Genomic DNA, 13290 nt, shown 5'->3' with positions numbered 1-13290 from the left:
AGGAATTTAAATAATTTAAATTCAAATTCCTCTCTTGGTTTTGAGCGAATATATTTCCTTATTAAGGCGTAGGAAGTTCGATGAATAGCCCTTTGTGATCGGACTTTTCATGAGTTATGGCCATGTCAGGGATCCATGAATTGGCATAGTTGATTGATCTACTCAGGCTGTAGCGCCTGAGTAGGCGGATCGTTTTATAGACTCTAGCTGGATGAATAATTCCACCAGCCACTGATTTTTCTCTTAATTCATCTTTCTTATTTACAGTGAGAAGGATGATTTTCCTTATATCTTTAATAGAGATTTTAATATTTAACTTCTTGGCCAAAGCAATGGCCTTAGCAGCGGTATTGGCAACAAAAGGTGATGCCTGACTTGTTCCATTGATTCTTAGATGACCTTGCCTTGGTATCGTACTGTGGATGGCCAGACCTGGAGCGAAGAGGTCTACGGTTTCTTTTCCAAAATTTGAGAAATAGGCCATTTCATTATATTCGAATGAAGCTCCCACAGAGAGAACATTTGGAAGTCTGGCCGCACTTGGAAAGTGAATATAGATATCAGAATCATTCTTCTTATTTCCAGCAGAGAAGACAAAGAGTGTATTTGGAAACTTCTTTAAAACTTTCTCTGTCTGCACCATAAGTTCTACCATAAAGTCTTGTGCTGCTTTAAAGGAATCTTCTTCACTTAATTCTTGTCCTATTTGTTCTTTGTAATAAGACTTCATGCGATCTTGTATTCCGCCAAAGCTTTGTCCAAAAGATCCGTTGGCAACCTGTGCTTTTGAGGCAGCGTAGCGGGCGCCAAGTTTGAATTTATTCACTTGCCACGCCATGAACTCTTTCCAGTAGGAGTTAAGATGTCTTCTTTGAGTTCTTAGATTTCTACTGGCAGTAGGTTTAAACTCTGGAGCTAGAGCTGGCCCTGAAGTCGCGTCGCCTAGGTAAACGATTGGCAGAAGTAGGATGTCGTCCTCTTCAAGTTCTTCTGGGAGCTCACTAGTATTAGCAGCGATTCCTGCTATATGAGTTCCATGCATCCAAGAGGTAAATTCACTTCTTCTCTCTTTTAGCTCTTTATCTTTTTTAAGGATGCTATACTCTCTATCTTCAACTTCAGTGATAGTTCCAAGTGAGTCCTTGGCACGGAGGTGATAGTATCTTTCAATATCATGAGTTAGATAAATCTCTCTTTCAAAGTCAAAAACGACATTATTCATAGCTATGAAATTCCATCCCATCACGTCATCTACGTAGCCATTTCTATCGTCATCTCTATTATTTTGAACTTCGACATAGTTCTTATAGATATTATTCTTTAATTTATAGTGAGAGTGGTCGACGCCGTTATCTAAGATTGCGATAACTGCCGCGTTAATGTTGAAGCAACAAAGTAGTAGGAGTGTAGTCAATTTCAAATTCATTGGAGCACTATGACAAGGCCAAATGCTTTCGTCATTTTGCAAAGAGTTAAGTTGTTGTAATTAGTTAGGGAAATTCTTGATTGTGCAGACAATTGGAAAGTGATCCGAGGGGAGCTGGTATCTTTCATAGAGTGAGGTGGGCCTTGGGTAGGGAGCTCCCTCTTCATTTTTGTAGTTATACAATCCACTAAGTTTAGCATTAATTTGAGAGTGGAGAGATTTTGGGATGAAGATATAGTCTAGTTGGTGGCCTTGATCGACACCCTGTTTATCAAAAATATGAATGCTGATTCTGGCTTCTTTAGGTTCCTCTATAACTTCTAGAACATCTTCTAAATCAGTCGTTTCATAGAGAGTTTTAAATTCGATATCAGTTTCTTCCTTGCAGGCCTTCCCGTTAAAATCACCTAAGAGTAGGATTGGCACCTTATTGTGGTAGCGCTTATTTAAGACATTATATGTCTCAATTAATTGCTTGAATTCTGCAGCTCTTCTAAGCTTGCCACCAAAATCAATTCCATCTTTATCGAGTTGGCTCTTTAAATGAACTCCCAATAGGATTAAGAAAGGTTTAGTCTCGTCGTCTTTAAAGATTCTAAGTTCAGCTATATCTCTAGAGGGAAGGTGAGATTTGTATACTCTCTTCTTTCCCATACTCATTTGGTATTTATTTTCTTTTTCTTCGTGAGGGTAGTTGAAGTTAAGGGGACGTCTTTTGTGAGTGAAATGTTTAAAGCTAAAAGGGCTTCCCTTTTTTACAAGGTAAGCAAGCTCAATACCTCTCTCTGAATTTCCAGGTATTAAAGAGTAGTGGTAGTTGTCATTTAAATACTCTGAAACAAAGTTTTTGAGAGAATCCTCACCGCCAACCTCGCAGAGAAAGTAAATATCGCTATCAATATCTAGAATGGCCTTGGCCAATCTCTCAACCTTATCCTTAGACTTCTCGTACTTATAGAGAGTGTAGCTCGCTTCATCGCTATAGGGAGGAAGGAAGAGATTTTCAACATTGAAAGAGCAGATTGAAAAGTCACTCATTAGTCGCAACTCCATCCAAAGGCCAATGTCTCATAGCTTTTGCTCTTTCTATTCCAAATAATTTTACAATAACTTCCTTGATAGAGATTCTTTACTGGGCTCATAGAGAGTAGGGCCTTCGTGTGCTCATCACTACACTTTATCTCACTTGGATAATTGGTTACTTTGGGAGTTTCTTCTACTCGTATCTCTCCATTCGATTTTAATCTAAGTCCATAGTAGAAGCCTTCAGACTCTTTAATATAGAGAAAATCATCACCATCGATGAGAACAGGAGCATCACCTCTGATCACTTTTCTCGTCGTTGGTTTTTTCTTATTAAGTCTTAGGGCATTGGGAATGAAAATATCTTTTTGATCTTTTAGAGAGTTAATATTCTTAGAATAGACTTCTATTAACTTCATGGACTCAAGCTTCTCATTATTGTGATTCTTACAAGATGAGTCCCAGAGGATAAGCTCTTTATTGGCCTGTGAACTCTCTCGCCCCCAAACTGGAATGAGAGCTCCATAGGAGTTGATAAAATTATTCATTCGCTTAAGTTTATTGGGAGAATTTGATTTCGCAATATTTATCCATTGGTGTCGGATGAGGCCTATTTTCTTAGAGCATTGAGAGTTAGAAGGACACCCTAGATTTTCGTGCTCTGCCATGTAGGGAAGAAATTTTACTTCTTCGGCAAATACTGAAAAAAGAAAGATAAATAGAATCTTAAACATATAGTAATTTTAGCCTCTGATTTAGGGGAGAGTCTACTGTAAAATTAATTATTTACAATATGTATGGTGATTCCATCTATAACCCTCTAGAAACCTCACAAATCCATTATCGTTTGCGTCGTCATAGTCGAGGTTAGAATCTGTGATTGACCACATCTTACTATCTTCTAGAGATCCATTTTGGAAGTAGTTCCCTGTATTTGGCTCAGCGTAGAAGTAACCAAATGCTGCCCCACCTCTAGTCTCACCAGAGTCGCAGTAAGCAGTACCAAGAGAGCGAATCTTTCCATAGGCCGTAGAGTTTAATTTAATTTCACCAGTCTCTGGAACAAAGTCAGAATCCTCAAGTCCACCACCTGGCTGATCTTCTCCCATTCCATCACCTGAAACAAATTTATTGAAGTAGACATTTAAATTTGTTCCCGAAGGAAGTTTACAAGTTCTCTTTGTATCAGAAGAGGCGTCATTTCCTGGGTCTGGAGCATAGCCAGAACAACATAGTCCTGCATCTTCAGTCTCTTCACCTAAGTTTAAACAGCACTTAAATTCATTATCTGACCATACTTGAGTCTGGATAATTCCATCAGCATTAACGACTCTACTATTTGGGTTTGCTTCACTATCGTTAGTAGAGGAGTCGTAGATATTGGCAATATCTCTACCATTGTCATTACTAGCGTTATAGTTAAATGAGTTGGCATCAAAGTCAGTTCTATTTGTTTGATTATAAATGCCACCAACTAATTGGCTTCTATCTGAATTACAGTAGAGTGGTTCATAGACAATCTGAGGAATTCCAAGAAGCTCTAATCTTCCGAGTCTAGTTAGATAGTAGAGATCATTTCCTGAAGTCATAGGATTGCTTGTGGCCACCTGAGTATTCTGGTTTGTGAAAACTATTTCTAGCCCTGCGTAGTCAAAGTTATTATCGTCTGTCGCATCGTCTGGACCACCACTTTGTTCTGGTGAAATTCTAACATCCATAACAACTTTTCCATTAACAGTTCTTAGGCAGTATGTATTCTCTGCTTGAGCGGCAGCATCACAAGTAATAGGAGCCTTCGGTGTAAGTGATAGAGTCGTTGTCGAAGAACCATCCTTAACTCTTACTGCTCTAACATCTTGAATGAATCCAAGAGCAGTATCGTCTAGCACAGAGATATATGTTGGAATAATGACTCTGATTGCCAAGTGAAAATCACTATTGTGGAAGTAGTTATATGGCCCTTCACTAGAGAGGTTTTCAACATGTCTAAGTGGAGTAGGCATATAAGGGATATCAGAGCTAAGCCCATTAACTTGTAATAGTGTCCCACTAGTTGGGTTTTCATCAGGTAATGTTGAGAGCAGTAAGTTTCCACCAGCAATATCAGTCGGTCCAATAACTTCAAACTCATTTGACTTGATGATTGGTTTTTGAATACAACCACCATTATCAGCAGGGGATTGACATAATTTTGCGAAGTCTCCGTAGTAGTTTTCGCTATTCACTAAGAGATCAGCTTCAGGGTCGTTAGTAAATTGAAGCTTTGATTGCGTATTTAAACAATTAAACTCATTTGGATTAATATTAAGTCTAGAAGAGTTTGACCAATCATTTGTTCCATCGGCAAACTTTCTTACCCAACCACGTCCACAACATGTTCTCTGTGCAGTGTCGTTAATTGTTTTCCACTGATAGGCCTTAGGGGCTGTAGATGTCGCAACAATTGGAGCTTGGTGAAGGGCAGTGTCTGTGATAATTGCACTTGTCAGTGCTGCATTATTATTATCTTGTGCAGTTACAATTGAGTATCTTGAATATCTACCAGCAGCAGATGGTCCATTTTGAGGGTAGCGAGTAACAGTAAGTTCAGCCCCTGGGTTATTACTAGAGACATTACTAGGAACTAGTGATGTCGGTCCTTCAGTAAACATTGTTATAGTGGCACCTGTTTCACGACAACATCTATTTAAAGACATGTCATAACTATCAAAGTTATCACTATTGAAATTTGGTTTCTTCTGGGCCTGAGCACAGATAAGTCCCTCTTGCCAAAATTTATGTTCGGCCTCTGTATTACCAAAGTGAGTTTGATCATAGAAGAGTGCTGTCTCAGAGTGCAGCTTTCCAGGTCCACAGTCTAAGTCTGTCTGACATACAGCGCCCGCTTTTCTTAGACACGCATTTTGAACAATTCTAGGGTCAACTAGAGATGGGAGAGAGCCTATATCAAGTGCTTCAATCTCAAAGAATACTGATTGCTGGTTTCCATTTATAAAGGAAACAGACTCAGCACCACACATATTTTGCTCGTTAATATCTTCAATTTGTGGAGAGTCAACATAGTCTCCAGTAGTGCTGTCGATAACTGGACATGCTCTGGCCCTCAACGTTCCATTCGTGGCACTTGAGTCACAAGAAGAAATTTGATTAATATAATCCGTTCTTCCTAGATTATCTTTACTCTGTTGCATCTGCTCTTGAGTAGGCTGTGTAATATCTTTACCTGGTCTACATACACCAATATCATTTAATCTTACGTCTGATTCATTGCCACCGAAGTAAGAGGCCATATTATGTTTAATCTGTTGAAGAACAATAGATTGTGGTGATTCACTTAAATTAAATTTTAAAGTGCCATCAGCGTTAACTTCTAGGTTTGACTCCAGGGATTGAGTTCCGTTTCCTCCTAGGTAGTACATCGGTCTACCTAGAACATCGGCCTCTTGTCCAAAGAGGATATTAGAAATAATATTTGGCGATCGAACTACTTCTGCGTTGAACTCTGCTTCATCCATTTTTGCACAATAGAAGTTAGGAGCACATTGAAAGAGCTTCGATGCAGTTCCAAGATCTGTTCTAGAAGTAGAGCATACTGAACCAGAACCTCTATAAACACATCTCTTACTTGAAGCACTTGTAGGTTGAGTTCCAAAAATAATTTCACTAAATGAGAGAGACTCATTTTCTAAACCAGGCTTCTCGTTTCCGTTGAGATCAAATTGAGGCCACTTTGACTTATGTTGATTAACATCAGCACAAACGTATTCCCAACCTAAGCTCGTTACGCAATCTGTATCTGTTTGACATTGGTGTGCTTCCTGACAAGAAGCTCCTTGATTCTGTCTCGTATCGTCTAGAGATAGATTAGGGTCAAAGTCGTAGTCAGAGGCGGTTCCACCACCTTGATCAGTAACTACATTAACTAGTATGTCTGTCTTATCAGCGAGGTCAGCGTAGGCACCATTGATAGCGAGATAGAGCTTCGTTGATGTAGAAGTCACTCTTCTTCCTTTTCCTATCGCAAACCAATTAATACCATTGAAAGAACCAATGAGAGCTCCCTTATTAAATCCATACCAATCTCTTTGGTACCCATTAACATAGAGAGCCGACTGAGTAATGAGACGATTCATTCTCTGAGTTTTTAAATTCGTATTTGTATTGTGTGATAGTGGAATCATTGTTGGTGGTAACCAACATGCTCTTCCAAAAATAGTATCTTCATAGTTACCCGCATTAGTGTTATTGCCATAACTATCTCTCGAAGTCGTATGACCAACTGCCTGCAGTCCTGTTCCATTGTACGAAGGTGGGTGAGACTTAAAAGTCGAAAACCAAGAGTCATCAGCACATTGTGGACAAGGCGTATAGTAACCACTATTTACTGAGATGACGTAGACTTGATCAAATTCAACATCTAATTGCTTTGCTGGCATCGCACCTGTAAGTTGTACATTCATTGGCCCTAGGATGGCGTTCATACTAAATTGTGTTGGAGTAGGGTCAGTCTTACTAGAAGTGTCTGTATAAGAGAAAGCCTGACCTTCTTGAATAGTCGTAGCGTCTTTAATCTCAGTAATGTCATCCCATAACTTTCCTGTAGTATCAAAGAATCTATGTGGAACACTTCTAACTGAAACAGGTTCATTAATATACTGAATAGGAGTAGGGTCACTTGGTGGAGCAGGTACCTTACAAACAATCTCGATAATTTCATCGCTATCGTTTAGGATGGCCTTGAGTCCAAAGTCTGGACACTTTTGCTCTCTCTCTTCATCTCCAACTGCTTCACAACCACACTTATCCCAAACATCATTTTTAATAACATCGTATGCGGCTTCATCAAAAGATGGCTCACAAGCTGTGTAGTCAGGACCTTCTTCATTTGCTACACCCTCTAAACAGTTGTACTGCTTTAAGAGTGCTTGAAATCTTTCGTCTGCATCTTGATCTGGATCTGTAATCACAGGATCTTGTGGATTTGGTCTTACAATATTTGGACAGATAAAATAGATATTTGGCCACTTTAAGAAATTGAGTGGGTCGGCATCTACTTCGGCCTTTGCCTGTAAAAACTCTGCACTTGATTGATTAACATTTGGCTTAATTGCACTATCGTTGACACATTGGCCTTCAAGGCAGCAGTCAAATCCCTTGGCAGCACATTCTGTATTACTACAAGTATTAATTGGATCGGTTGTATTATTTGCTGGATTAATTCTTAGGTTAGTTGTGGCCAGTCCACTTAGAGATGGATCAACTTTTGTTCCATCGTTAATCGATAGTGAGGCATATTCGTAGAGTGAAATATTACTAGTCGTAAAAGAAGTCACACAAGTCGGACAAACATTTTCAGGACTAAAGGCCGGAGCAGGGACTCTTGTTGAATCTATTTCCCCGTTAGTATCAAGAACGCTAACAGCACCTGCACATTGACTTGAGTTAACGGCTTCGTCGATGAAGTCTATTCTAAATAGTCTTTCAATACTCTTAGTTGAAAAGTTTGTAATAACAATTGGAACTGCTCTTACATTCAATGTATTTTTTGGAAGTGCATTATCTTGGAAGCTTCCTACAAGACAATATTTCTTAGAAGCATTAGTGTCTGTATTTAAGAAGTTATGAATTGTCTTTCCTCTAAGGTAACCTACAGTCTGAATATTCTGATTGATGGTAATTGTTCCTTCGATTTTTTGCCCATCGAAGTACCAGTAAGCATCAAGAGTTTCACTACTATTTGAATCGTCCACATCATCAGTGGTCGCACCTTGACTAGATGAGCTTGCTTTTCTCTTTCCACCACTGCCTGCATCAACACACGAAACTAATGTGACAGCAAATAAGAGAATAAGAATGTTAAATACGCGTTTTAAATTCATTTTGAAGCTCTACTCCTCAATATCTATTCGGGTATTTATGAGCTTTATTTAAAAAAAGACTTAATATATGCACCCTAGGAAAAATTGTCTTTTCTCTATTTTAAGGGCATTAAGGACCTATAGGTGGATTATTTTACTCTGTTATTTGGTGCTATAGGTTACTGAAAGTATTGAAGAAATTGTGCCCTAAGGATAAGTGCATGCAATAGGTTAAAAAAGGGGGAAAATAAGCGCCTATTTTAGTTGTCTAATTGTATAGCTTTAGTTGCCAAAGCTATAGTAGCTAGAGCTTGCGTAACCATTTAGAGGACTTGAAACACCATAGCCTGTGAACATACTCGTACTCCAAAATTGTGGATTGTTGAGCATATACATATAGTTTTTCTGATAGATGGCCATATCTGTCTTGTAGGCAAGTGAATTCTTAAATCCCATATTTTGAATATAGAGTGGAAGCCCAGTATTAACTAGAGAGTTTCCGGCTGACTTCGCAATCATTGTTCCTATACCAGTCTTCTTAATATGCTCCATCTTTCCTGTCGCTCTATTATACTTCGAGTGATAGCTTCTTCTAAATTTCTTTTGCTCTTCTGTGACTGTATTCGCTTGAAGAGTTTTCAAATCATTACTTGCGTACTTACAAATATCAAGTATCTCATTTGTTGAAGGAGTTTGCGCTGCCTGTCCTTGTGAAGCGGCCGCTCTCGCTTGCCTAGCTCTTTGAATAAAAGGGGAGCACTGCTTATTTGTACTTTCTAAAATCTCTTCAGTTTCTTTCTTACCAGAGAGTTCCCATTCAACTTTATTTAAGTTTGTTAAAAATTCATCTGTTCCAATCGTTAGAGCTGTAAGCTTTAAATTTGAACCACCACAAGTCTTAATCGCTTGCCCGCAAGAGTCTCTCGCAATATCCGCAGAATACTTAACAATGTCACCATAAGTATCTTTTACGAATTGATGAGCTTGGTCTAGTTTAGTTTTATTATCCTCTAATAGTTTAGTAATTCTATTTTTTTCATTATTATAAAATTGGTTTTGTTCTTCGCCATCTTTAAATTTGTCGAGACAACTCCAAAGAGTCTGTGGAAATTGTGGATCAGATGTTACCTGTAGCTCCGGACAAATCTTAGACATAACAGCGAATTTCTTGTTATCCATCTGCTCTGGCGTAACTCCAAGAAGCTTGAGTTCATTCATCTCTTTTTTCGCTATGTCCTTCACTAATTTATCTGAAGAAAAGTTCTTTACTGCGTCGTTATCAAAGAGCTTCGAGTCATATTCCCCAGCAACACCTTCAATTTGGTTGAATCCAAGAGCATTCATTCCATTAAAGAAATTATTAATTGTACCACTTTCTTTTGGGCAATTGCTCATAATACCAAAAGCTGACTTTGCAAAACACTCTTTAGCTGCTTCAAAATTATCTTCAAGCTTTTTTATTTCTTCAATAGAGTGATTACTTCTAGCCCCTGTAGTAGCGGCTTTGAGAGGGTTATCAATAAATTGATCTCTTCTAGGATCAATAGAGTCGACTTTGAAGAATTCAGATAGATTGTCACTATCAAAGAAACCAGTTTTTTCTTGTTTATCTAAGAGAGAGCCTATGAGAATAGTTCTCTCTTTCGTTAGACTATTAATGTCGATATGTTTTGTAATATGATCATGTTGTATCTCTCTAAGTTCTTTATCAAGATTGGCCTTATTTCCTCGAGCAGTCTCAAAGGCCTTAAAGAAGTTATCAGTAACATCACTAACCATATCTTGATTCGTTTGCTTAAAGAGAGTGATAAGTGCCTTATCTTCAATCTCTGAAAAGTTTCGACAAGGATCACTAGGACTAGAGCCTCTTCCGAGTTCTTTACATCTATTCTTAATAAAATCGTAAGGGTTTCCGTCTGCTAGAATTTTAAATTTTTCATACTGACTATCACCAGCAGCAATCCACTCTGGACTTGAAGTAATAGCTGTGTCAGAGGTGCGTAGAAAATTCTCATTTTCAAGAATTGCAGAAATACTAGAAGTAATTGATGTGAGAATATAATTACTAATGATTTGAGTTTGCACTCCCTGAACTGCACTCTTTACGCTAGATCTATCAGAGTAAATAGACTCTGGGTGAGTAGGGTTTAGCTTTTTTAAAAACTCTTCTCTCTGTTTATGAATACTCTTAAATGAATTTAAGATGGCCATTTCAGCTTCTAGCTCAGCGTTTTTTATTTCGAGTTGGCGAAGAGTTTCACCATCTTTAATTCTTGGCTGATCAAAGATTTTGTCTTCGAGAGATTTAAGGGCGCTCTTGGAGGCGACACAGCGAGGATTTTCCTCTGCAATAGAAGAAGTCGAGAAGTAGCCTAGGGCCACTGCAATTAAAATTAATTTATTTGACTTCATTCTTTTCATTTTAAGTTCATTCCTTAAATCGTTCTTCTCTATTATCTCTTATCGGTAAAGAATTTAAAAACTTAAGTGGAAAGGTCGGGTATGGTGTCTGTGATTACTACTACTTATATAAATAAATACTTTTTTTTAATGCCCACAAATTGGGTCATTTTAGGGAGAATTTAACTAAACTGATGAATATCATAGATAAAATCTTCAATTTCATTGTATGTATTTAGAAATAAATTAAAATAAGATTTTTATATTTTAGCCGCAGCAAATCGTTGCAAATTTTGAATTTAAATTCAAATTCTGTGCGCATTTTGCTAGGTTCGATTTAAGTAATCTTGAAAACTGATAAGAATTAATAAGAAAGATAAGGAGATATCTATGATGAAATCATTATTAATGGCATCACTTCTTCTACTATCGGTGAACTCATTTGCTGGGGACATTGCTAAAGGAAAGAAGTTATTTAAAAAGGTTAACTGTGCTCTTTGCCACAACGCTGATGGTATGGGAAAGGCGAAGAATGGAAAAATCGCTCTACTTAAAGGACCACAAATTGCTGGTTTAGATGCGGCTTACATTGTTGAGCAAGTAACTGCGATTCAAGGAAAGAAGAGAAAGACAAAGAATACTTCGATGATGATGGCAAAAGTTAAGAAATTAAAGCCAGCAGAAATCAAAGATATTGCTGCATACGTAAACTCTCTTTCAAAGACTAGATTTGTTGGGATGCTACAAAAGAAGTAATTATCCATGCCCCGATGTCATAAATGCTTCGTCGGGGTTTATCTGCTTACAAGCTGTATCAAGCGAGAGAAAGTAATCCTTTGCAATATTCATTGATTCGCCAAGATCTGGACATTTAAAAATCATATTTCTAAAGTTGGCTGCATTGCTAAGTCCCGCCGCAAACCAGACCATATGTTTTCTCATCATAACGAGAAGAGTTCTCTCTCTATCAGTATACATTTGATTGTATTCAAAGAGCCTATTGGTAATTTCCCAGTAATCGCTTGGAGTAAAGTTAATATTCTCACCCTCTTCAATATAGCTCTCTAAAAAAATAAACGGATCTCTTAGAGGCCCACGGGCAAGCATGAATGCATCACACTTAGAATTTCTCATTCTCTTTTTAACGAGGCTTGCGCTATGAAGATCACCATTTCCAATAATTGGTAGGGGACTAGTGCTTGCGAGCTCTTCTAGAAGCTCCCAATTGGCCTTACCCTTATATTGCTGAGTTCTTGTTCTACCGTGGATGGCCACAAACTCTACGCCTTCTTCTTTGGCGATATGAATTATTTCATTGGCATTGATAGAGTCATCGTCCCAACCAGTTCTTATTTTTATTGTAAGCGGAACGTCGATGGCCTTCTTAATAGTCCCAAAAAAGTTTCCAAGCTTACTTGTATCTTTCATTAAAGCAGAGCCACTTCCTTTGCTGACAACTTTTCTTACGGGGCACCCCATATTAATGTCGATAAATTTTGGACGACTCTCTAGGGCCACCTTTGCGGCCTTGGCCATACTCTCTGCGTCCTCACCAAAGAGCTGGATGCCAATATTCTTTTCGTCAGGGTGAATGCTTAGCATTCTTATGGTCTTTTCATTACCATAATTAATTCCGTGACATGAAATAAGCTCACTAACAGTTCCACCACAGCCCAGTTCCTCCATAAGAAGTCTAAATGGAAAGGCGCAAATATTGGACATAGGTGCTAACAGAAGAGGAGAGTCAAATGACACACTGCCTAGTTTGATGGATTCCCTTCTTTTAGAGAGAAGATCAATTTTTTCCTGCAGACCTTTTGAAAATGGTGTAACTTGTGTAATATTCATGGCGAGTTTTTAGCAAAATCTCACTGATTCGCAAAGCAGTAATGGAGTTTTTTTATGACCACCACTAATGAAATTAAGGGACATATCGTTTTTGATTGCGATGGCACATTGATTTCAAGCCAAGAGGGGATCATAAAAGGAATTCAGCAACTTATGGGCGAAGTTCTCAAGCGTGATGTCCCAAGGGATGAGGTACTTGAGAAGTATACTGCCGATATGTTTGAGCTGGGAAAGCGTTTTGGTCTAGATATTAGCGATGAGACGATTCGAGAGACTATTTTAAATCGTTGGATTGAGATCTCAAACCAAGATCAGCTTAAATATATTCTCTTTGATGGAATCAAGGAGCTTCTCGTAAAACTTAGTGCTGCTGGCTATAGACTCTACGTGTGGACGGCAAGAGACAGAATGAGTACCTTGGCCATACTTAGATCACTTGATGCCGCTAAGTACTTCTATGAGTTCAGATGCTTGGATGACACTATTCCAAAGCCTCACCCTAAGGGTCTTGAAGAGATGCTCAGTGAATATGATAAAAAGAAAGTCTTTGTCATTGGCGATAGCCTCACTGACCTTCAAGGGGCCAGAGAGTATAGAGTTAAATCCATTGCGGCGCTTTGGTGTAGTCATGTGAATGAAGAAAGTTTAGATGAAGTGGGTGCAGACTTTAAAGCGAAGAAGCCTGCTGATTGTTTTGAAATAATTGAAAGAGAAATAAAGTCATAAAAAATAGAG

General features: G+C 38.4%; 8 protein-coding genes. 2 read left to right on the top strand and 6 right to left on the bottom strand.

Translation table 11 applies throughout. From position 1 onward, the window contains the following. Positions 1-61: 61 nt before the first annotated feature. From BMS_RS10260 to BMS_RS10240, 5 genes are all read right to left on the bottom strand, one after another. A complete protein-coding gene (locus tag BMS_RS10260) occupies positions 62-1426 on the bottom strand; it encodes a S8 family serine peptidase (RefSeq protein ID WP_044557500.1) in 1365 nt (454 codons plus the stop codon). 60 nt (positions 1427-1486) lie between these two features. Further along, on the bottom strand, positions 1487-2464 hold the full coding sequence (locus tag BMS_RS10255) for an endonuclease/exonuclease/phosphatase family protein (protein WP_052590653.1): 978 nt from the start codon (positions 2462-2464) through the stop codon (positions 1487-1489). Further along, positions 2464-3183, bottom strand: a complete 720-nt coding sequence (locus tag BMS_RS10250) for a hypothetical protein (protein WP_014244745.1) — start codon at positions 3181-3183, stop codon at positions 2464-2466. The genes BMS_RS10255 and BMS_RS10250 overlap by 1 nt, the downstream gene beginning before the upstream one ends. A gap of 48 nt (positions 3184-3231) precedes the next feature. Then, positions 3232-8328 carry a hypothetical protein gene (locus tag BMS_RS10245; protein ID WP_014244744.1) on the bottom strand — a complete coding sequence of 1699 codons (5097 nt, stop codon included), beginning with the start codon at positions 8326-8328 and terminating at the stop codon, positions 3232-3234. A 261-nt stretch (positions 8329-8589) separates the two neighbouring features. Further along, positions 8590-10719: a hypothetical protein gene (locus BMS_RS10240; RefSeq protein ID WP_157868272.1), complete on the bottom strand. Its 2130-nt coding sequence runs from the start codon at positions 10717-10719 to the stop codon at positions 8590-8592. Positions 10720-11097: 378 nt separating this feature from the next. Between BMS_RS10240 and BMS_RS10235 the strand changes: the two genes are divergently transcribed. Beyond that, positions 11098-11463, top strand: a complete 366-nt coding sequence (locus BMS_RS10235) for a c-type cytochrome (protein WP_014244742.1) — start codon at positions 11098-11100, stop codon at positions 11461-11463. Here the strand turns inward: BMS_RS10235 and BMS_RS10230 are convergent, their stop codons facing one another. Beyond that, the gene (locus BMS_RS10230) at positions 11464-12555 is read right to left on the bottom strand and encodes a tRNA dihydrouridine synthase (RefSeq protein WP_014244741.1); all 1092 of its coding nucleotides are present in this window, start codon (positions 12553-12555) and stop codon (positions 11464-11466) included. It abuts the gene before it with no gap. 54 nt (positions 12556-12609) lie between these two features. On the opposite strand from BMS_RS10230, the gene BMS_RS10225 reads away from it, so the two are divergent. Then, positions 12610-13281 (top strand): HAD family hydrolase, encoded by a 672-nt coding sequence (locus BMS_RS10225; protein WP_014244740.1) that lies wholly within the window; start codon positions 12610-12612, stop codon positions 13279-13281. Positions 13282-13290 lie beyond the last annotated feature (9 nt).

This window comes from Halobacteriovorax marinus SJ, from assembly GCF_000210915.2.
Lineage (GTDB): Bacteria > Bdellovibrionota > Bacteriovoracia > Bacteriovoracales > Bacteriovoracaceae > Halobacteriovorax > Halobacteriovorax marinus.
This window is presented reverse-complemented; position numbering and strand designations above follow the sequence as displayed.

Bases quoted from the DNA above. Each gene is read 5' to 3' on its own strand.
- BMS_RS10260 (WP_044557500.1), bottom strand. From the start codon at position 1,426: ATGAATTTGAAATTGACTACACTCCTACTACTTTGTTGCTTCAACATT.
- BMS_RS10255 (WP_052590653.1), bottom strand. From the start codon at position 2,464: ATGAGTGACTTTTCAATCTGCTCTTTCAATGTTGAAAATCTCTTCCTT.
- BMS_RS10250 (WP_014244745.1), bottom strand. From the start codon at position 3,183: ATGTTTAAGATTCTATTTATCTTTCTTTTTTCAGTATTTGCCGAAGAA.
- BMS_RS10245 (WP_014244744.1), bottom strand. From the start codon at position 8,328: ATGAATTTAAAACGCGTATTTAACATTCTTATTCTCTTATTTGCTGTC.
- BMS_RS10240 (WP_157868272.1), bottom strand. From the start codon at position 10,719: ATGAAGTCAAATAAATTAATTTTAATTGCAGTGGCCCTAGGCTACTTC.
- BMS_RS10235 (WP_014244742.1), top strand. From the start codon at position 11,098: ATGATGAAATCATTATTAATGGCATCACTTCTTCTACTATCGGTGAAC.
- BMS_RS10230 (WP_014244741.1), bottom strand. From the start codon at position 12,555: ATGAATATTACACAAGTTACACCATTTTCAAAAGGTCTGCAGGAAAAA.
- BMS_RS10225 (WP_014244740.1), top strand. From the start codon at position 12,610: ATGACCACCACTAATGAAATTAAGGGACATATCGTTTTTGATTGCGAT.